At 60.5% G+C, this 21048-nt stretch carries 19 protein-coding genes and 1 riboswitch; of the genes, 4 read left to right on the top strand and 15 right to left on the bottom strand.

Annotated elements, in window-relative coordinates; genetic code table 11:
- Positions 1–156: 156 nt before the first annotated feature.
- Positions 157–546, top strand: a complete 390-nt coding sequence (locus QVZ43_RS07490; RefSeq protein WP_302909658.1) for a potassium channel family protein — start codon at positions 157–159, stop codon at positions 544–546.
- Positions 547–643: 97 nt separating this feature from the next.
- Here QVZ43_RS07490 and QVZ43_RS07485 read toward each other — a convergent pair whose 3' ends face one another.
- The 9 genes from QVZ43_RS07485 to QVZ43_RS07445 all read right to left on the bottom strand — a co-directional run bounded on the left by QVZ43_RS07485 (position 644) and on the right by QVZ43_RS07445 (position 10867).
- On the bottom strand, positions 644–1303 hold the full coding sequence (locus QVZ43_RS07485) for an energy-coupling factor ABC transporter permease (protein ID WP_223795260.1): 660 nt from the start codon (positions 1301–1303) through the stop codon (positions 644–646).
- A 79-nt stretch (positions 1304–1382) separates the two neighbouring features.
- Positions 1383–3116: a SulP family inorganic anion transporter gene (locus QVZ43_RS07480; protein ID WP_302909426.1), complete on the bottom strand. Its 1734-nt coding sequence runs from the start codon at positions 3114–3116 to the stop codon at positions 1383–1385.
- A 7-nt stretch (positions 3117–3123) separates the two neighbouring features.
- Entirely contained in the window at positions 3124–3990 is an 867-nt protein-coding gene (locus QVZ43_RS07475; protein WP_302909425.1) for an MBL fold metallo-hydrolase, read from the bottom strand.
- Positions 3991–4068: 78 nt separating this feature from the next.
- Complete coding sequence (locus tag QVZ43_RS07470) at positions 4069–5574, bottom strand: sensor domain-containing diguanylate cyclase (RefSeq protein ID WP_302909424.1); 1506 nt, start codon at positions 5572–5574, stop codon at positions 4069–4071.
- Between the two features lie 80 nt (positions 5575–5654).
- Entirely contained in the window at positions 5655–6326 is a 672-nt protein-coding gene (locus QVZ43_RS07465; protein ID WP_302909423.1) for a DNA-3-methyladenine glycosylase I, read from the bottom strand.
- A 33-nt stretch (positions 6327–6359) separates the two neighbouring features.
- Positions 6360–7127, bottom strand: a complete 768-nt coding sequence (locus QVZ43_RS07460; protein ID WP_302909422.1) for an ABC transporter ATP-binding protein — start codon at positions 7125–7127, stop codon at positions 6360–6362.
- Complete coding sequence (locus QVZ43_RS07455; protein ID WP_338140891.1) at positions 7127–8047, bottom strand: FecCD family ABC transporter permease; 921 nt, start codon at positions 8045–8047, stop codon at positions 7127–7129. The genes QVZ43_RS07460 and QVZ43_RS07455 overlap by 1 nt, the downstream gene beginning before the upstream one ends.
- 40 nt (positions 8048–8087) lie before the next feature.
- A complete protein-coding gene (locus QVZ43_RS07450) occupies positions 8088–9005 on the bottom strand; it encodes a cobalamin-binding protein (RefSeq protein WP_302909420.1) in 918 nt (305 codons plus the stop codon).
- Positions 9006–9034: 29 nt separating this feature from the next.
- Positions 9035–10867, bottom strand: a complete 1833-nt coding sequence (locus QVZ43_RS07445) for a TonB-dependent receptor domain-containing protein (protein ID WP_302909419.1) — start codon at positions 10865–10867, stop codon at positions 9035–9037.
- 137 nt (positions 10868–11004) lie between these two features.
- A riboswitch (cobalamin riboswitch) is annotated at positions 11005–11240 on the bottom strand.
- A gap of 184 nt (positions 11241–11424) precedes the next feature.
- Between QVZ43_RS07445 and QVZ43_RS07440 the strand changes: the two genes are divergently transcribed.
- Together QVZ43_RS07440 and QVZ43_RS07435 are read left to right on the top strand one after the other, a co-directional pair.
- Positions 11425–13299, top strand: a complete 1875-nt coding sequence (locus QVZ43_RS07440; protein WP_302909418.1) for a putative nucleotidyltransferase substrate binding domain-containing protein — start codon at positions 11425–11427, stop codon at positions 13297–13299.
- A complete protein-coding gene (locus tag QVZ43_RS07435; protein WP_302909417.1) occupies positions 13289–14011 on the top strand; it encodes a 3'-5' exonuclease in 723 nt (240 codons plus the stop codon). Before QVZ43_RS07440 ends, QVZ43_RS07435 begins: the two co-directional genes overlap by 11 nt.
- On the opposite strand, the gene msrB is transcribed toward QVZ43_RS07435, so the two are convergent.
- From msrB to QVZ43_RS07410, 6 genes are all read right to left on the bottom strand, one after another.
- A complete protein-coding gene (gene msrB / locus QVZ43_RS07430) occupies positions 14008–15171 on the bottom strand; it encodes a peptide-methionine (R)-S-oxide reductase MsrB (protein ID WP_302909416.1) in 1164 nt (387 codons plus the stop codon). The two genes, QVZ43_RS07435 and msrB, sit on opposite strands and share 4 nt — an antisense overlap.
- Positions 15172–15320: 149 nt before the next feature.
- Positions 15321–15461: a GNAT family N-acetyltransferase gene (locus QVZ43_RS16485; RefSeq protein WP_223795247.1), complete on the bottom strand. Its 141-nt coding sequence runs from the start codon at positions 15459–15461 to the stop codon at positions 15321–15323.
- 33 nt (positions 15462–15494) lie between these two features.
- Positions 15495–16901, bottom strand: a complete 1407-nt coding sequence (locus tag QVZ43_RS07425) for a PQQ-dependent sugar dehydrogenase (protein ID WP_302909415.1) — start codon at positions 16899–16901, stop codon at positions 15495–15497.
- 450 nt (positions 16902–17351) lie between these two features.
- The gene (locus QVZ43_RS07420; protein ID WP_302909414.1) at positions 17352–18824 is read right to left on the bottom strand and encodes a sensor histidine kinase; all 1473 of its coding nucleotides are present in this window, start codon (positions 18822–18824) and stop codon (positions 17352–17354) included.
- 3 nt (positions 18825–18827) lie between these two features.
- The gene (locus tag QVZ43_RS07415) at positions 18828–19529 is read right to left on the bottom strand and encodes a response regulator transcription factor (RefSeq protein WP_302909413.1); all 702 of its coding nucleotides are present in this window, start codon (positions 19527–19529) and stop codon (positions 18828–18830) included.
- A 34-nt stretch (positions 19530–19563) separates the two neighbouring features.
- Positions 19564–19818: a hypothetical protein gene (locus QVZ43_RS07410; RefSeq protein ID WP_223795243.1), complete on the bottom strand. Its 255-nt coding sequence runs from the start codon at positions 19816–19818 to the stop codon at positions 19564–19566.
- A 297-nt stretch (positions 19819–20115) separates the two neighbouring features.
- Here QVZ43_RS07410 and QVZ43_RS07405 point away from each other — a divergent pair, with 297 nt between their 5' ends.
- Positions 20116–21045, top strand: coding sequence for a 2-hydroxyacid dehydrogenase (locus QVZ43_RS07405; RefSeq protein WP_302909412.1), 930 nt, complete (start codon positions 20116–20118; stop codon positions 21043–21045).
- Positions 21046–21048 lie beyond the last annotated feature (3 nt).

The raw sequence follows: 21048 nt of genomic DNA, 5'->3' as shown, positions 1-21048 counted from the left end.
TACAATCAATGCACAGGATCGGATCAGGGATAGTGACCAACAGCAAAAGTTTGCCCTTATCGGGAACACGGTCGTCCACGACGGAGTAAACCACATTTGAGTGTGCAAGAGCATGTCAGCCTACTCAATATCACCCTAATCAATGCGTTGGTTGTGATGGTGGTGGTACTGATTCATCACGAATCCCTGATTCAGCTTACCGGGTTGCTCGCCCGTATCCGCCTGAACCACAGGTTCCGCCTGATAGTGGCGGTGTTCGGGATTCTGGTGGCGCACACGGTGCAGGTCTGGGTCTTTGCCGCCGCCTACTATTTCATGCATCACAGCGACGGCTTGGGCGAGATGACCGGCAACTTTGACGGCAGCCTGCTCGATTGCGTTTACTTCTCGTTCACCACATTCACGACCCTGGGCTATGGAGATATCGAGGTGTTGGGTTACCTGCGCTTCCTGACCGGCATCGAGGCCCTGACCGGGCTAGTGCTGATCACCTGGAGCGCCTCCTTCCTGTTCGTGGAAATGCAGCGTTACTGGCCGAGCCGTTAGCCATTCACCAGCGCCCGCCGCTGCATCGCCGCCACTTGCTCCATCTCAATTGGCAATATGACCGCAAGAGACGGGTCAGACAATCACAGGCTAGTGCTCAGCGGTAGCGTCGCTGATCCAGCGTGGCCAGCATATCCGGGTGAAAGACCATCAGCCCGGTCACCAGGGTGCCGTTGACGAAGCCTTCCGGGAACATCATCAGCGGCAGGTAGATAAAGTATTCATCGACCAGCACATCAAAGGAATAGGTGCCGCTGGTCCACAACAGCAGACACATGATGGTGCCGGCAGAGGCGACCGCAATGCCGGCCCCGAAAAAGCCACAAAAGAAAATGTAAGCAAAGAAATTGCGGAAATTTCGCCGGCGCTCCCAGAGCATGATGCGGTAACTCACCAGTGCCGGAATCATCACCGTGATCAATCCGTTGACCGCGAACATCAGTATCGGCTCGCGGCCGGTGACCACCGTCATCAGCAGTGCCATCAAACCGCATACCACGGCCAGGGCCCATCCCATCATCAGGGTAATGATGGTCATGCCAAACACATGGATAGCCAGGCCTGGCGAGAGCCCTGCCCGCATATGCCAGAGGAAGCCAAGCGCCACCGCCGCGCCGAAAAAGGTGTGCTGCAGGCTGTTATTGCGGCGAAACGCCTGCCAGTTAATCGAGCGTACCGCCCGCAACAGAATGAGGGCGAACAGCGCGAAGGTAATGACCCACTGGCTGCTTGAAAGCAGGTTTTCAGTTAACCCCATATCGCTCGCTGCCTCTGCTAATCCAGGGCTCCAACCATGATACCGGCCGGAACCACAAGCAGGGCAGTCCGGGCCGCTGTTAACCGATCATACGCTGGGGTGACCGGTCACCGATCAACCCCTGCCACGCACCAAAAGTACTGAGGTACACCTCGCCAGATAGTTCCTCAAGCAGATCCGAATGCTTGAGGCGATCCATCACCGGCCCCTTCACCTCAGACAGATGCAGCGCCACACCCGCTTCCTGCAACCGCTCATTGATAGCTTCCAGGCTTTCCAGGGCCGAGGCATCCACGTGGTTCACGCCCGGGCACACGAGCACCAGATCGGTCATCTCGGGTGACCCGGCCACCAGTTCCAGGACCCGTTCTTCCAGAAAACGGGCGTTGGCAAAGTAGAGACTTTCATCCACCCGGAGGAAGGTGACCTTCGGGCACAGCTCCACATCGTACCGTTGCACGTTGCGAAAGTGCTCGGTGCCCGGCACGCGGCCCACCACAGCACTGTGCGGCCGGCTGGTGCGGTACAGAAGCATGACAACCGATAACAGCACACCGGCAATGATGCCGGCTTCCACACTGTGTGCCAGGGTCAGTAAAAAAGTCGCCAGCATGGCGCCGGAATCGCTGCGGGAGTAGCGCCAGGTACGGACCATCGCCGGCATATCCACCAGCTGTATCACCGCCACAATAATGGTAGCCGCCAGGGTCGCCTTCGGCAGATAGGCGATCATCGGAGTTAGGAACAGGGTCGCCAGGGCAATCCCGATGGCCGCATAGGCACCTGCGGCCGGCGTTTCCGCCCCGGCATCGAAATTGACCACCGAGCGGGAAAACCCACCGGTCACCGGCATGCCGCCGGACAGGCCGGCACTGATGTTGGCGGTGCCCAGGCCGATCAATTCCTGGTCCGGATCAATCCGCTGCCGTCGGCGGGCCGCCAGTGTCTGACCCACCGATACCGACTCCACAAAGCCAACCACGCTGATCAGCAAGGCGCTGACCATCACTGGCTGCCACAGTGCCTGATCGAAATCCGGCAGTGTCAAAGCCGGCAGGCCCGACGGCACAAACCCCACCAGGCCAACCCCCTTTTCCCCAAGGCTGAGTTGCCAGGCCAGATAGGTAGTGACGACTACCGCAAAAATGGGCGCGGTGCGGGCAAAAATACCGGCGATACGCGCTGGCACCCCGAGTTTCAGCAGCAGTGGCTTGAGCCCGCTGCGGGCAAACAGAAGGAATAAAAATACCCCCATCCCCACCATCAGGGTTGGCCCGTGCAGCTCGCCCAGGCCGGCAAACAAAGTACCAAGCAGTTCCAGCAGGTTGTGACCGGAGGCTGGAATCCCGAGTACGTGCTTGAGCTGGCTGGCGACAATCAGAATGGCCGAGGCGGACATGAAGCCGGAGATCACCGGGTGGCTCAGGAAGTTGGCCAGAAAGCCGAACCGGAAAATGCCCATGACCACCAGCATCACCCCGGACACCAGCGCCAGTAATACCGCCGCGGCAATGTATTGCTCGGTGCCGACGTCCGCCAGCGGCGCCAGGGCTGCGGCTGTCATCAGTGAAATAACCGCCACCGGCCCCACGGACAGGGTACGGCTGGTACCAAAGACTGCATACACCGCCAGCGGCAGGATACTGGCGTACAGGCCGACCTGAGCCGGAAGGCCGGCCAGCAAGGCATAGGCCAGCGACTGGGGAATCAGCAGCACCGTGACAATCAGCGCCGCCACCAGATCACTGCTGGCCTGGCCACGATCGTAATCTTGCAGCCATTGCAGAATGGGCAGGTACCGTTTCAGGTTCATCGTGAGGTCAGAACCGGTTGATCGGGACTTTCAGGTAGATCTGTCCATTCTCTTCGGCCGGGGGCATGTGCCCGGCGCGCATGTTGACCTGTACCGACGGCAGAATCAGCCGGGGCATATCCAGGGTGGCGTCCCTTTCGGTCCGCATTTTCACGAACTCGTCCTCGGATACGCCTTCATGGACATGGATATTGTCTTTGATCTGCTCGGCCACCGTGGTCATTGGAACGTACTCTTCGCGGTCCGGGCCTTTGTAGTCGTGACACAGGAACAATCGGGTGCTCGGCGGTAGCGCCAGCACTTTCTGAATGGACTGATACAGGGCCCGGGCATCGCCGCCGGGAAAGTCACAGCGAGCGGTGCCGTAATCCGGCATGAACAAGGTGTCGCCGACAAAGGCGGCATCGCCGATCACGTAGGTCAGGCAGGCCGGGGTGTGACCCGGGGTATGCATGACATGGCCTTCCAGCCCGCCAATGTTGAACGTATCGCCACCCTCGAACAGGCGATCGAACTGGCTGCCATCCCGGGCGAATTCAGTACCGGCGTTGAACGCCTTGCCAAAGATTTCCTGTACGTCCCGGATGTGAACGCCGATACCGGTCCTGCCGCCCAGTTGCTCGTGCAGATAGGGAGCGGCGGACAGGTGATCCGCATGCACGTGGGTTTCCAGAATCCATTCGACATTCAGATCGCGTTCACGGATATAGGCAATGATCTGATCGGCGGAATCCAGCGCGGTACGCCCGGAGGCGTAGTCGAAGTCCAGCACGGAATCGACGATGGCGCAGGCCCGGCTGTCCGGGTCGCGAACCACATAGCTGAAAGTGTTGGTGGGCTCGTCAAAAAAGGGCTGCACGATGGGATTACTCATCGTAGTCACCTCCTACTCAAATAAATATTTGAGCATAAGGATATTCTCTTTTGGAATATAAAGACAAATACCGTTTGTTCATATCTCCAGCGCGCCTGATGCATCCACGGCACAGTCACGCCCCGCCTGCTTGGCCAGATAAAGCCGGTGATCGGCCCGTGCCACGAGCGAATCCACGCTCACATTCAGATCATCTTTCTCAAGGGCAGAGGCAATCCCCGCACTGATGGTCACCGAAATTTCCCGGCCTTCGAACACAAATTCCGCACCACGTACCGCCGTCAGGATCCGACTCACCATTTGCTTTACCACCTCCAGGCCCGTATCGGGAAACACCAGCACGAATTCTTCCCCGCCGAAGCGGGCCACCACATCCGATGCCCTTGTAAGCTTCTCCAGAAGCTCGGCAAAGTGGCACAGGGCGTAATCTCCGCCCAGGTGGCCAACGGAATCATTAATTTGCTTAAAGTGGTCGATATCCAGCATGGCGATCGTGAAGTCCTCCCCGTACCGCTGGGCGCGCTCCACCAGCTCCTGGAGACGTGGCATCAGATAACGCCGGTTCAGCAACTTGGTCATGGGATCCCGGACTGACTGACTGAGCAGGGTTTCCTCCAGCAGGTGCCGCTCCAGCGCCACCGACAGCAGGCTGGTGGTGATGAACAGGAGATGGTCGAGATCCGGTCGCCGGGGTGTCGAACTCAGAAATTCGAACCCGATAAAGCCCACCACTGCGCCTCGCACCCGTACCGGCACGCAGAACAGCGAGACAAACTCTGGCGTTGCCTCCGGCTCCGGCTCAGCGCCTGCCAGGCGGTTGGGTATGGCGGGAACAAACTCCACCTCGTTGTGCTCAATCAGGTCCCGCAAAGGTTGCTTTAGCCCATCAAAGGCATCGAGGGCGAGCGTCTGGTCCACCTCCACCAGTGGCTGTATCCCGGGCGCACACCACTGGTGGGTTTTGGTCATGGTGGTGCGTTCGTCATTGAAGGCGTACAGGTAGACCCGATCCATGGAAAAAAACTGGCCCGACCGCGCCAGCAGTTCGTCGACGCATTCGTCGATGGAGCCGAAGCCCACGTTAATGAACTCCGAAGACATGTCCGCAATGAGCTTCTGGAAGCCGGCCTGGAACGACGATTCCGCCTCCCGCTCGATCAGTTCTTGCTGCAAATCCATGTAATTCTGGATATTAAAGAACTGGCCGTACCACAGAGTGCTGCCGTCCGGCTGCCGTTCCGGCCGGGCGTGGGTTTCGAACCACTGGTATTCGTCGTTGCGAAGTTTCAGGCGCGCCCGCCATTGCCAGGGCCTCAGGCTACGGGCTGATTCGAGCACCTCCAGTCGGGAGCCTTCGACGTCATCCGGGTGGATGTAGGGCAGAATTGAAGCCGCATCCTGCGCAAGCAATGCCGGGTCAAGGTCCAGGAGGTCACGGACCTGATCACTGACATAGGGGTAGGAGTGTGTCTGGGCGTCCGCGCTTAGCCAGTACACAAAGAGAATATCGGGAATGCCCGAAGCCAGCTTGCGGAAAAAATCGGCAGACGGGTCCGCTGCCCGCCCGGGATGACTGGTCGCCATGGATTGCCCTGTGTCCTGAATGAGGAGTCCTATCCTCGTCTGACTGAGTGTAGTTCAGGGCCACGGGCTCGGCGAACGGGCTAGCTCGGCCCCACGCTCATCGCCAGAATCCGCGATAGATGGCTATAAGGCAGGCCGGTTTCCTGATGCCACTCGTTGAATGCCGCCTGGGCCTGTTTCAGGGCCTTCTGGCTGGTGGGCGATGCATCCAGCCGCTCCTCCCGACGCAGCGCATTCACCACATCCGTTGACAGGATGTAGCCATCCCAGCCGACAAAGCGCAGGAAATACTGGGCCGTGGCGCCGCCCAGCCGTTCGCCGTGTTTCTTGAACCAGAGCAGCAAACCGGCCTGGTCGTCGGCGGGCCAGTCGGCGAGGAAGGCGCCAAAGCTGCCATGATCCCGCGCCGCATCCACAATCATCCGGGCGTTTTCCGGCACGGTTTTGATCTTCTGCATGTTGCGGACGATGCGTTCGTCCTGGGCAAGCTCTTCCAGCACCTCCGGCGGCACCTGCTGCCAGTACAGGGGCACAAAACCCTTGAAGGCCTCTTCAAAACCCGGCCATTTGTTGTCGATCACCCGCCAGACAAACCCGGCCTTGAAGATGCAGCGGGTGATTTCGGACAGGTAACGATCATCGCCCAGGGCCTTGAGTTCGTCGGCGGTGGCCACCCGGGGCAGCTGAACCCTGACTGCGTCCTCACCGCCCTTGTGGGCCACGGCCCATTCGTAGATTTTCGCGAACGACATGATTGCTCTGAACCCCTTGTGTGGATTGTCCGTTTAGCGGGCCGGAACGAACACCGGCGCACCGTCGGCCTCGACCGTCACCAACCGGTGGCCGTAAAGCCGCTCCAGCACCGACACTTCCAGCATGGTGTCTGCCGGCCCCCAACAGGCCTCACCGCCCGGATACAGCAGCAGTAACTGATCGCACCAGCGGGCCGCCAGATTCAGGTCGTGCAGACACATGAAAACCGCCTTGCCGCCGGCAGCCTGTTCGGTCAGCAACTGCATGACCGCAACCTGATGGTGAAGATCCAGGTGATTGCTCGGTTCGTCCAGCAGCCAGACAGCCGGATTCTGGGTCATCAGCGTGGCGATCGCCACCCGCTGGCGCTCACCGCCAGACAGGGTATCCACCGACCGGTCACGCAGATGCCCCACATCCAGCGCCTCAAGGGCCTGCTCGGCCAAAGCCAGATCTTCCGCGCGCTCCATCTGCCAGGGGGACAGCCAGGGATGCCGGCCGACCAGGGCGGTTTCCAGTACGGTCGCCGGGAAACCATCGTGGTGCTCCTGAAACACCAGCCCCAGCTGGCGGGCAACGTCCCGGCGTTTCATGGTCGCCAGGGAATCACCATCCACCCGCAACTGGCCGGATCGGGGCGGCCGCAAACCCGCCAGCGTATGAATGAGGGTGGATTTACCGGCGCCATTGGGCCCCAGCACCCCCCATACCTGGCCGGGCCGGATCTCCAGATTCAGGGGCGACCCCGCCTCCCGGCCGGGTACGTCGATGATCAGGTTGTCCGCAGTCAGCACACTCATCATCGGCTCCGGTACAGCAGGTACAGGAATGTTGGAACCCCCAGCAGGGCGGTAATCACCCCCACCGGCAATTGCTCCGGTGCAATGATCACCCGGGCCAGCATATCCGCCAGCACCAGCAAGGCTCCGCCCGCCAGAGCGCAAGCCGGCAGAATCAGGCGCTGGTCGTTACCCAGCACCAGCCGGAGCATATGCGGCACCACCAGGCCCACAAAGCCAATGCTGCCAGCCAGGGTGACGGCGGTGGCGGTCAGCAGGCTTGCCAGCAGGTAAATCAGCCATTCCAGCGGGCGCACCGACACCCCCAGGGCCGCCGCCTGCAGCGGGCCGCGGGCCAGCACGTTCAAAGTGCGCCCCAGAGGAAACACCAGCAGGCACACCACAAAAAGCAGAATCAGCGCTGGCCAGGGATTGCCCGCATGGGACAGATCCCCCATCAGCCAGTACAGCATACCGGGCAACTGGCGGGCGGGGGCCATGGCCAGCATCAGGGTAATCAGGGCACCCCAGCCGGCCGCCACCACCACACCGGTCAGCAGCAGGCGCGATGAGGTCCAGCTGCCACGGCCATGGGCCAGGCCGAACACCAGCAAGGTGGCAAACATGGCGCCGGCAAAGGCCGAACCGGATACCAGCACACCGGCTAAACCAGCCAGCATGGCCAGCAATGCGCCCACGGCAGCGCCGCCGGACAGACCCAGAACGTAGGGGTCCGCCAGAGGGTTGCGCAAAAGAACCTGCATCAGCGCCCCGGCCACCGCCAGCGAGCCACCCACGGCGTAGGCGCTCAGGGTTCGGGGCAGGCGCAGCTCAAGCACCAGCGTCCGTTGCAGCTCGGTCCCGCCGCCAATCAATACCTGCAACGTATCCAGCAAACCCACAGCGCTGCTGCCCAGGCTGACGGACGCGATGCCCGCCATCACCCCTATCAGGCCGAGCAACAGCAAGGGGCGCGAGGGATCAGAGCCGGGCACGGGCTTGCTCCAGGCTGCGGCAAAGATGACGGGTGCCCTCCAGCAGGCGCAGGGTGGGTCTGGCCAACAGGGTCGGTGGTTCGAGAAAGAGGTTGCCATTGGCAACGGCGGCCAGTTCCGGGAACTGACGCCAGTAATCCAGCCAGGGCTGGTTCTGGTCCGGCGAACCGGAGGTAATGATGGCGTCCGGATTGGCCGACAGCACGGATTCCGTGCTGATGCGGGGTACCAGACGGGGCAAGTCGCCAAAGACGTTCACGCCACCGCACAGGGCGATGGCCTTGCTGATCAGTTCGTCGTTATTCAGCGTCATCAGTGGTGCATGCCAGACCTGATAGAACACCCGCACCGGCTGCCTCTGAGCATAGGTGGTACGCAGAGTGGCCAGTTCCGACAGGAAAGCCTCGGCCAGTGGCTCGCCGGTTTCAGGATGCCCGGTCAGCCGGGCCAGTCGTTCGATGGTGTGGGCGATATCCTCGAAATCCCGGGGCGCCAGCCAGAACACCGGAATGCCAATGGCGGAAAGCCGGCCAAGCTGTTCCCGGGAATTGCCGTCCACCCAGGCCACCACCAGATCCGGTTCCAGACCGACAATGGCCTCCAGATCCAACCGGTTACTGTCGCCTACTTGCGGCAGCTTGGCGGCCTCCTCCGGGTAGTCACTCCATGCGCTGACGGCCACCACCTGGTCTCCCGCCCCGGCGGTAAACAACCACTCGGTAGCACCCGGTGACAGGGACACCACCCGCTGGGCGGGCGTATCCAGACACAGTCGGGTATTCAGGTCATCCGTCTCACAAAGGGCCGCCGCTGCCGGTCCACCGACAAACAGCGTGGCCAGCAGAACCATGAGCAGGCGCTGTCTTGTGCCGGTCAAGGGCAGACGACTCAGGCATTCAGTCACACGGGCTCCTGCTCATATTTCAACTCCGATTACTGCCGCCAATCGTAGCGAACCGACAGAAAGACGCTCCGGCCGGCACTGATAAAATCAGTGTTATCAAAGCGCTTGGCGGTGGTGTATTCGCGGTCCAGCACATTGTCCACAGACAGGGACGCCAGCCAACCCGGTGTCAGTACCCGCGACGCCCGCAAATCCCAGACGCCAAATCCGGCAATCCGCTGACGACCCAGTCCAAACAATTCCTCGTAGCGCTCGCTTTCAGCCCGGAGTGTGGTGCCAAGCACCCACTTGCCCAACTCCCGATCGACGTCCAGGCGCAGGATATTTTCCGCCCGGCGGATCAGTTGTTCCCCGGTTGCCGCATTTTCGTAGTCGCCGAAGGTGCCGGCCGCCGAGAGGCTCCAGCCGGCCTGCCGCCAGCCACCACTCAGTTCTATACCGCGCAGGCGGGCTTCCGGCACACTATCGGCCGCATCCTGGCTGGGCAGGGACAAATCGTCCACATCAGAATGGAAGGCCGCAACGTCCCAGAACCACTCGCTGTAGCGGCCTTCAACCCCCACTTCATAACTTTTTGCCTGCTCGGGTTCCAGGTCCGGATTACCAAAACCGGGGAAGTAAAGGTCGTTGAACGAGGGCGCCTTGAAGGACGTTCCGGCGCTCATCCGGACCCGGTGCTGACGATCCAGCTCGTAGCCGAGCCCTGCGCCCCAGGTGGTTTCATTGCCGTAGGCCTCGTTGTCGTCATTACGCAGGCTCAGGTGCACGTTCAGAGGGCCGAAGTTCATCAGCGCCTGACTGAAGACACCGGTGTTGGAGCGGCTGGATTCATCATAGTCGACACTGCTGTCCACGCGATCCACCAGATACTCGGCGCCCAGCACGAACTCGTGGGTGCCGGCGCTGAACCAGTTTTCCAGGCGGGAACTGCGGGTCTGGGTGTTGAAGGTGCCGGGAAAACTGCTGAAATCCTCCAGTTCATCCCGGGCGTCGGACAGCTGACCCGCCACCCGCCAGTGACGATTCACCGGTACATCGAGATTCACGCCCGCGGTCTGGAACCGGAAATCCTCTTCACCGCCCTCGTATTCGGTGTTGCCCTCGGCGCCCAGAAAGGTAAATCCGGCCGTCACCCCATTGCTGAACCGGTGGCTGCCACCCAGTACGGCAGAGGTATTGTCGTAGCCCTTGTCGTCCCCACCTGAAATCACCGGCGCGCCATCGCTCTGAAAGTGATTGATACCGGCGTTGAGTCGGGAGTCTGATTCGACCGACGAGGCGCCAGCACCATACTGCTGGCTGCTGAAGTTGCCGGCCCCGGCCTCAAGCCAGGCACCACGGCCTTCCTGAGCGGGCAGGGTGAAGGCTTGCACCACCCCACCCACGGCATCCGCGCCATACAGACTGCTGCGACCACCCCGAACGATCTCGATCCGGTCGATCAGTTGCGGAGGCAGGTATTGCCAGGCCGGTCCGCCAACCGTGGCGGAGCGAATCCGGATGCCGTCCACCAGCAGCACCGAGGCATCAGAGGAGTGACCGCGAAGAAACACACTGGTCTGTTTACCGAATGCACCGTTGCTGGTGACGTTGACCCCCGGCTGGGACTCGATGACTTCACGAAATTCTTTCGGTTGCTGGCGCTGGATGGCTTCCCGATCGATCACGGTGACCGACGACAGGCTCTCGCCCACGGTTTTCGGTCCCAGTGTCGCGGTAATGACGATGGGATCCATGCCAGAGACATCCGAATCGGCACTGGTGGTCGTATTGGTATCAGCGGAAACCAGACTGACAGGTATAGAGAACAGCAAGACTGCTCCCGGAAAGGTGTGGGATAACCCCGTTTTGATAGACAACATGGATTGCAACTCACTCGCACTCCGCACGCACCCGCACGGCGTTGATGCTTCTGTTGCGTGAGGGGAGGCAGGGTTGTCAGACGGGCTGGAAGCAGGCCGGCAGAAGGCAGTCACCCCACCGACATTGCCCTCCGCAACGCCAGGTGTGTTGACAGGCCGGTCTCCGGGCTTACGAGCGGTGCAGACTGCACTGGGGTGACCACCTTCCCATGCATCGGCCCCTCCTGAGAGGGACCCTGGCACAGTGGCGCACTTGGTCACCGGTAACTCGCTTACCGTTGCGGGGGCAGCGCCGGACTTTCACCGGCTTCCCGTTTCACCCTTGCGATATCGGCTAACATCACAATAGGGCACCTGAAAACGCGCAGCAAGGCTACCAACCGGTCATCCGTTGGTCAATCTTTTGCATCGTCAGTCAGATCAATAAGTTGGCAATCCTGTGCAAGCACAGACCCGCTCCCACTCGCCTATATTGAGTGTCATGGAGACCGGTAATTGGCCCTGTTATAGTCATTGGCCAACCCCATGCTGATCTGGTCAAACGTCCAAGGAGAGTTATGCAGGCTGAGCTCATCGACATCCGCAATCACCTGGCGAATTTCCCGCCCTTTGACGACATGCCCGAAGAGCTGCTCAATCAGGTGGTCAACAGCATCGAGGTGGAATATTTCCGCGCTGGGACCCAGATTCTCAACTTTGGTGAGGCAAACCACTGGCTGTACTACGTGCGGAGCGGCGCGGTGGAAGTGTTCCGGCGTTCCGGCGAGCTCTATAACCGGGTGGGCGAAGGGGGCGTTTTCGCCCAGTTCAGCCTGCTGCTGAGCAACCGGGTGCGGTTTCCCGCCAAGGCCCTGGAAGACACCCTGGTCTATCGAATTCCCCACGAAGTTTTCCAGCATTTGTTTGAAAATGACGAGAATTTCGCTGATTTTGTCGAAATTGAAGACAGTTCCCGCCTTCGTTCTGCGGTCTCCCGTCGGGAAAAATCCAGCCTGATGACCTCGCGGGTCACGCGCCTGATCAACCGGACCCCGGTATGCGCGCCCTGCACCATCCGACTCCAGGAGGCGGCACGCATCATGACCGAACAGGGTGTTTCGGCCCTGCTGCTCATGGACGAAACCCGGCAGCCCGCCAAGCTGACCGGCATTGTGACCGACAAAGATCTGCGTACCCGCGCCCTGACTGAAGCCCTGCCGCCGGAAACCTGCATCGGCGACATCATGTCCGAAGGGCTGGTGACCACTAATTCCAAGGCCTTCATCTTCGAAGCCATGCTCACCATGCTGCACAACAACGTGCACCACCTGCCGATCATGGACCGGGACGAAGTACGCGGGGTGATTGCCCTGTCCGACATCGTCAAGCACGAAAGCCAGAACAGCCTGTATCTGGTCAGTAATATCTTCCACCAGCACACAGTAAAAGGGCTGAAGAAAGTCAGCCTGGATGTACGGAACAGTTTCGTGCGGATGGTCAACGAGGACGCAAACTCGCACATGATTGGCAGCGCCATGGCCGGTATTGGCCGCAGCTTTACCCAGCGGCTGCTGGAGCTGGGTGAGGAAAAGCTGGGCCCGCCGCCGGTTCCCTACTGCTTCATGGCACTGGGGTCCATGGCCCGGGACGAACAGCTGGTGGTGACCGACCAGGACAACGCCATGATCCTGGACGACAGCTTCGACCCGGAACAGCACGATGACTACTTCCTGGAACTGGCCCGGTTCGTCAGTGACGGCCTGGCGGAGTGCGGTTACACCTACTGCACCGGAGACATCATGGCCACCAACAAGCACTGGCGGCAGCCCTTGCAGGTGTGGAAGCACTACTTCACCGACTGGATCGAAAACCCCAAAGCCCAGGCCCTGCTCAACAGCAATATATTCTTCGATCTGGACGGTATTTACGGCCAGACGGAATTTGCCGAGGAGCTGAAAACCCTGATTGCGGAAAAGGCCAGCACCAGCCAGCGGTTCCTGACCCTGATGGCCCGGAACGCCCTGAACCGGACCCCGCCCATTGGCTTCTTCCGCAATTTCGTACTGGAAAAGGACGGCCAGCATCGGAACAGCTTCAATCTGAAGCGGCGGGGCACCGCCCCGCTCTCCGACCTGATCCGGGTGCACGCCCTGGCTTGCGGCTCACGGGCGCAGAACACCTTTGATCGGCTGGAAGCCATCGGCAAAACCAAACTGCTGCTGGACGACGACCTGGGTAACCTGCGGGATGCCCTGGAGTTCATCGCGATTGTTCGCATCCGCCACCAGGCACTGGACATCGAGCACGGGCGCGAGCCGGACAATAACGTGAACCCTGAGGACCTGTCGCCCTTCGAGCGAAGCCACCTGAAAGATGCCTTCCAGGTGGTCAGTAATGCCCAGAAATTCCTGCGTTTCCGGTATAACGCCCAGGTGGGCCGCAATGTTCAGTAAACCGGCTGCGCCACAACCGCAGAAGTCCTGGCCAGAACGCTTTGAAGCGCTGGCCAGAGAAGCAAAAAATCCCCTGCTGAAAAGATTCTACAAAAGCGGTTGTGTCTCAGCGGATACGCCACTGAGCAAGGTCCCCATGATTGCCATAGATTTCGAAACCACAGGATTGGATCCTACGCAGCATTCGATTGTCAGTGTGGGCATGGTTCCCTTCACCCTGAAGAGCATTGAACTGGCGGAGGCCCACCACTGGATCGTGCGGCCACGCCAGCCCCTCAGTCAGGCCTCCATCGAGGTTCATGGCATCACCCATTCCGATATTGACCACGCGCCGGACATCGAAGACATCCTGCCGACCATGTTCAAGCTGATGAATGGCCGTATTGCCGTGGTTCACTTTCGCGCCATCGAACGGGAATTCCTGGACGTGGCCCTCCAGTATCGGTTCGGCGAAGGCATTACCTTTCCGGTGATCGACACCATGGCCATCGAAGCCCACCTGCATCCGGACCGGCGACCCACCCGGTGGCAGCAGTTTTTTGGCAAGAAGCCGGTCTCCATCCGGCTGGCGGACAGCCGGATCCGGTACCGGCTGCCCCATTATCCGTCCCATAACGCGCTGGTGGATGCCCTGGCGACCGCCGAATTGCTGCAGGCGCAGATTCTCCACCACTTCAGCCCGGAAACCCCGATCGGGGACCTCTGGCTTTAGCCCGTCACCTCATCGATGTACTCGCCATAACCGCGGGCTTCCATCTCATCCAGCGGGATGAATTCCAACGCTGCGGAGTTCATGCAGTAACGCAAGCCAGTCGGGGCCGGACCATCATTGAACACATGCCCCAGATGGGAGTCGGCATAGCGGCTGCGGATTTCCGTGCGGGTCATGAACAGGGAGCGGTCCTCCTTTTCCACCACGGCATCCGGCGCAATGGGCCGGGTAAAGCTCGGCCAGCCGGTGCCGGACTTGTACTTGTCCCGGGAGGAAAACAGCGGCTCGCCAGACACAACGTCCACGTACAGGCCAGGCTGCTTGTTATCCCAGTAAGCATTGCTGAATGCACGCTCGGTACCGTCCTCCTGGGTCACCTCGTACTGAATCTCGGTCAGTCGGGCTTTCAGTGCCTGCTGCTCCGGTTTCTTGAAGGTGTCCGGGTTGAAACCGGCGGACTCATCGCTGCCAGAAGTTGTTTCCGGTTTGAACTGGGAGAAATCCAGCTCGTAGTCCTCGCCATACACGCCCTCGATGAACTGATAGCGGCCGGAATTGAAGGTATAGAATTTGTATCGGATCGGGTTCTTCTTGTAGTAATCCTGGTGGTATTCCTCGGCGTCGTAGAAAGTCTCCAGCGGCACGATTTCGATCACCACCGGGTCGTCATACACACCGGAGGCCTGCAGCTCGGCTTTCGCCGCTTCGGCGAGGCGTTTCTGCTCGGCGTTGTGGTAGAAAATTGCCGGACGATACTGTTTGCCACGGTCGACGAACTGGCCCTCCGCATCGGTCGGATCCATCATGCGCCAGAGCCCCTTCAGCAGGCCCTGGTAGGTCATTTCATCGGGATCGTAGTAGACCTGAACGGCCTCGGTGTGGCCAGTGCGTCCGGACGATACTTCTTTGTAGGTGGGATTGGCCTGCTCACCTCCGGCATAGCCGGACACGGCCTCAACCACCCCCGGAATCTTTTCGTAACCCGCTTCCACACACCAGAAGCAGCCACCGGCGAAGGTGGCTACCGCCAGATCCGGGTTATCCGGCGCATAGGCGCTGCGCTCCATATCGTGTTTATCGGCACTCGCCAGGGTGTGATAGCCCACACCGGTCAGAATCAGGGATGCGCCCACTGCCAGGACTGCAAGTTTGTGTTTCATCGTACGTCTCCTCTCATGAACTCCATGCTCACAGCTTACCGAGCTACGTTCACGAAACCGTTCAGAGAGTATTACGAAACTATCACAGGGCAGATTTTCGGGGGTCGGAGGGGACTTTTGGTTAGGGCACCCTACTTGTGGCCAGAGGTTTACACCTTGAATTGGCCGCGTGGGTCGCACTTCATAACCGACAAGCCGAGCGACTTGCAAAAGCCCTCCACCAGACTCAAGAGTTCACTCGCAACGCCCGAACCCCGGTGAGTCTCTGCGACCACTAAATCAGTGACCAACCCAAATTGCCGATACTCCCCCAGCCACAGGCGTTACCGGAACCGGTCGGGAACGTTTCCCTGACCGTTGGCCATGCGTAGGACGACTCCGGTATCGCCGAACGGCGTCCCGGTTTCATTGGCCAGCACGTATAGCTCGCCGAATGCATCCTGGCCAAAGCCCAGCAGTACAAGCCCCAGGCTGTCTCGGTCCCGCAGGTCCAGCTCGAAGATGCGATCGTTCTTTCCAAGGTAGAACAGCCGGCCACTGTTAATGTATGGCTGGAAGTAGTCGCCAAAAACGTAACGCCCCATCAGGTTCGGGATGAGCGATCCCCGGTAGACAAAGCCGCCGATTACCGCGATACCCTCGTCATGATCGTACACGGCCACGGGCTCGACCAGACCCTCCGGCGCGTTGCCAGGCCCGCAGTTGAATACAAACCCCGGCTCGGTGCCGTTGGGATGGAAACAGAAGGACCCCTCCTTGATGGGCCAACCGTAGTTGCCACCAGGAACGCCAACATCAACCTCCTCGATGTCATTCTGACCCACGTCAGCGATCATCATCTCGCCAGTGTAGGCATCGAAGGAGAAACGGAAAGGATTACGGAACCCGTAAGCGAAAATCTCGTCGACCGCGCCGGCGTCGCCGACGAAGGGGTTATCCACCGGCACGCCATACTGGCCGTTGGCGGCGTTGCTGCCCTGAGGATCGATACGCAGGATGGTACCCAGCACGTTGCCCGGATCCTGGCCATTGCCCCCGGGTACGTGGCCGACCCCCTGATCGTCAGCCGCCCCGCCGTCGCCGAGCGAAACGTAGAGCATGCCATAGGGTCCGAACGCGAGCGCACCGCCATTGTGGTTGAACTGTGGCTCATCGATCCGTAGCAGCTCCCGACGGGAAGTGGGATCAACAACGGCGCTGCGCTCGCACGACGGCGCTGGAACCCGCCATTCGTTGATGACGCTTTGGTGGTTCGCATCGACCCCAGCCGGCATGGTAGAGAAGTCCGCGGGGCCGGCAACCGGCTCCGATGTGTAGGTATAGAGCAGGCCATTGTTGGCGAAGTCGGGGTGGAACGTGAAGCCCAGCAGGCCCCGTTCATCGAATGTACCCGGCCCGGCGATGCCGAGTGATACCAGTTGGCCGCTGACATCGAGAAGCACGCTCTTGTCGCCAGTGTCGATGTTGACAGCCCAGAGGATCCCGATCTGGTCTGACACCACCAGCCGGTCCTGTAGATTGGTACAGCCGGGCACGTCCCTACCCCAGTTCGGGGCCGTCATGCCATCGGCTGACGTTTCCAGAACGATCCGCACGTGGCCCGAATCTATCGGCTCGGGGATCGGGTCGTCCAGCGCTTCTTGGGCGCCGGCCACCGTCGACAGAGCCAACGTCCCGGCCAGCAATGAGATGGGGATATTCGCGTTGTATCGGCGAAGCAGGTTTCGCATAGGATTCCCTCCTCAGCGCGGGGCACAGACAGGACCCGTCGGCTGTGGCCTGTTCTTGGCCACTGCAATCGCCCGCTAATTCCTACATGCCGCGCCTTCCCATCAACTGCACGGGCACCTCCTCGGCTCTTGGAAAACAGTCGTGCAATGACCGCCTGAAACAAAAGACCTAAAAGCACTTATATTTTAGCACGCACATGGTGGCTTTCGACCCCGTGATCCGCGGCCGAGTCCGAATTCCAGGGTCAGCTATGACCACGCCAATAAGGCCGAGCTTGATGTCGTCTAAGACCTGGCCGCTAAATCGCGCGAACAACTCATGAGCATCAGTTAGTTCATGCGGGTATTGAACGAGGGCATCGCCCGGGACGCAAATTATGCCCGCTTTTGATTATTAGCAGGTGTGGAAACAAAGCGGCGGCCAAAATTGGCTGACAAGAACTCTTTGCTCTAGACAACCGGCAGACGAACACGGAACTGGGCCCCTCCGGCAGGCCCCTCATTGCTGACATCGATCTGCCCGCCCTGCAGGGTCACCAGGCGATGGGTGATCGCCAACCCCAGACCAGCATGACCGGCGCTCTTTGCGCCTGTGCCCTGATAGAAAGGTTCAAACAGCCGGTTGATATCCCGGGAATCGATACCGGTGCCGGCATCGGAGACGGAGACCAACGCGACCGAGTCGTCCCGCGCGACCTCCAGGATCACCTCGCTGTCGGCCGGCGAATGGACAATGGCATTGCTGATCAGATTATCCAGAATGCGCTCGGTCATGGCGATGTCTGCCATCACCCGGACGCCCTCCACATGGCCAATCCGCAGCCGGACCGACGCGCGCTCCGCTTCAGGCTGGTGCTTCTGCACCACGTCATGCAGCAATTCTGCCAGCACCAGTGGTTCGGGCGAGGGCTGTTTTTCCTTTGCTTCCAGCGCGGCCAGTTCGAACAATTCGTCCACCAGCCGTCCCAGACGCCAGGTTTCCGCCAGCGCCACATCCAGGAATCGGGCCTGCTCATCCGGGCTCAACTGGGCCTGCTTCATTTTCAGGGCCTCCAGATAGCCCTGGATGGATGCCAGCGGCGTGCGCAGATCGTGGGACACCTGCGCCACCAGTTGCCGGCGCTGATGGTCCTTTTCTTTCAGCAGATCCACCTGCGCGCCGATGCGGCCGGCCATCTGCTCAAACCGGGCGGCCAGGTAATCAATATCATCGCCGGGTGCGTTCAGCGCCGGCCGATGCGCCAGGGCCCGGGTTTCGCCGCTCAGGTCGAAGGCTTCCACTCGCCCGGTCAACCGGGATAAGCGCCGGGTCAGCAGATGGAAGAACACCAAACCTGCCATCAGCCCCACCACCAGGCTGATCGCCAGGGCGCCCGCCCCCATCTTCAGCAACTGGTTGCCATGCACCATGCTCTCGACCAGATCGTATTCCTCGCCCCGGAGCACCACATACAGGTAACCGGTCGCGCCACTTTCCAGTGGCACCGTGGTCACGGAAAACACCTTCCGCCGGTCGTGGCTTCTGGGGTCATCCCCAGGTACCGGGAAGGCTCCGGGGTTTTCCAGCAGGGCACCAATGGGCTCCAGGGAGACGCGGTTGCGTTTGATCCTGGCCGGGTCGGCGGAGTAGGACAGGATCTCGCCGTCGGAATCCAACAGATAGATTTCGATGCCGGGATGGATGGTCATGTACAGGTCGAATAGCTTTTTCAGCTCGGCCTGGTTCAACTGGCCATCGGTGACCAGATTTCGATCCAGCACCAGATTACTGGCAATGTCCCGGTTCAGTTCCTGGTTGACCGCGGCGGTGTAATCGCGCACGGAATAGAGACTGAGAAAGGTAAACAGGCCTCCCACAATCAACAGCAACAGGAACAGACCCACCGCGAGGCGGGCGTAAAGGGTGCGGAACAGGGCAGGCATGGCTCAGTCCATAAACCGGTAACCCACGCCCCACACCGTCTGGATGTAGGTGGGGTCGGCGGGGTCCGGCTCGATCTTGTTGCGGAGCCGGTTGATGTGGGTATTGACCGTGTGTTCGTAGCCTTCGTGGTTGTAGCCCCAGACGGCATCGAGCAGCTGGGCCCGGCTGAACACCCGGCCCCGGTGACTGGCAAAATGCCAGAGCAGGTCGAACTCGCGGGCGGTCAGGTCGATCTCACTTTCCCCGATATAGACCCGATGCCGGGTGGGATCGATGCGCAGCTCACCTGCCACCAACTCTTCCGGTTCGCTGCTGTCCGACGCCCGGGCGGCCATGGCGTCCACCCGCCGGAACAGGGCCTTGATGCGGGCGGCCAGCTCGGCCACGTTGAAGGGTTTGGTCAGGTAATCGTCGGCACCCATTTCCAGCCCGAGCACCCTATCGAGCTCCGAACTCTTGGCGGTGAGCATCAGCACCGGAACATAACCGGGGCAGGAGCGGATCTCGCGGCACACTGCCAGCCCGTCCATGCCCGGTAACATCAGGTCCAGGATCACAAGATCGATGCCACCCTGACGAAAACGGGCAAGGCCTTCGTCGCCCCGGGTAACAAGAATGGCGCGCATGCCCAGGTCAGCCACTTGCATGCACACCAGTTCGCCAATACCGGGATTGTCCTCAATGATCAGAACGGTTCGAGTCATCGTCACCTGGCCACTTCATGCCCTTGAGGGTGGTTTATTCCATGGTGTCCTTGTCCATGGAGTCATCCTCCATGTCCGTGGTGTCCATGTCATCTTTTTTCATGTCATCCATGGATTTGTCCATGTCGTCATCCATGGTGTCCTTGTGCATGTCATCGGACATGGTGCCCCCGGAAGACATTTCGTCGTCCATCATCTTGTCGTCCGATGAGTCCATGTCTCCGGCCAGGGCCAGCGGTGTGCCGAAACCGAGCATGACCAACAACAGCATTCGTGTCAGGGTTTTCATGGTGCTTTCTCCGTGAGTGAAAAGGGGACAGACCCGATGGCCTGCCTCACGAAGAAGATTCGCCGCTGCGGTTTACAGCATGATCACGCGCACCTAAACAGTGTATCCCGGAACCTTCACAAAAGTGTCACGGCGGGGCAGCTGACTCACGACCGAGCAAACGCAGCGCCTGAAACTCTTCCTGCCTCAAACCCAATAATATGGCACCCTTGCGGTCGACCTTAACAGCCAACCGGCCCGAGTTCCTGAGCCGGCGTTTTTGACTATGCTGAAACACCCGAAGTTCACGGAGACCCCATGAAGATTCTTTTTGTTGCTGGCGACCCGAAGCCCGAACGCTGGACCGCCCCCCTCCAACAGCGACTACCGGACGCTGACATACACGTCTGGAATCCCGATGGCGCCGCGGTGGAGGCCGACTATGCCATTGTCTGGAACCCGCCGGCCGAACTGTTCGAACGGGAACCCCAACTCAAGGCCATCTTCAGCCTGGGTGCGGGGGTGGACAAACTGGTGTCCCTGCCTGCCGTGGCCGGGGGTTTGACCGTGGTCAGGGTGGAGGATGCCGGTATGTCGGTGCAGATGGCCGAATACGTTCTGTATCACCTGCTCGAATCTTCTCGACAGATGGACCTGTACCGAGCGCAGCAAGCCCGGGGCACCTGGAAAATTCACCGCCCCATCCGCCGGCAAGACTGGCCCGTCGGCGTGATGGGGCTGGGCCAGATCGGCAACCGGGTGGCGAGCACCCTGGCCAGCCTGGACTACCCGGTCAACGGCTGGGCCCGAAGCCCTCACCAACTGGCTGACGTAAACACCTACCACGGCGCCGACGGGCTGGCAGACTTCCTGGCCAACACCCGGGTACTGGTCAATACCCTGCCACTGACAGAGCAGACCCGGGATCTGATCGATCACCATCTGCTGAGCCAGCTCCAGCCGGATGCCCTGGTGATTAACGTCGGGCGGGGCGAACAGCTGGTGGATGAGGATTTGCTGAACGCCCTGGACGAGGGCCAGGTCGGCCGCGCCGTGCTGGATGTGTTCCGTCGGGAACCGCTGCCCTCAGACCACCCGTTCTGGACGCACCCGAAGGTGACCATCACGCCCCATGTGTCGGCGCGGACCCTGCGAGAAGCCACCATTGAACAGATTGCGGACAAGATCCGGGCCCATGCCGACGGCAAACCGGTCAGTGGCGTGGTGGACATTCAGCGGGGCTACTGACGG

The organism is Marinobacter suaedae (assembly GCF_030519635.1).
In the GTDB taxonomy this organism is placed as follows: domain Bacteria; phylum Pseudomonadota; class Gammaproteobacteria; order Pseudomonadales; family Oleiphilaceae; genus Marinobacter; species Marinobacter suaedae.
The sequence above is the reverse complement of the archived record's forward strand: the minus strand, read 5'-3'. Positions and strand labels throughout refer to the sequence as shown.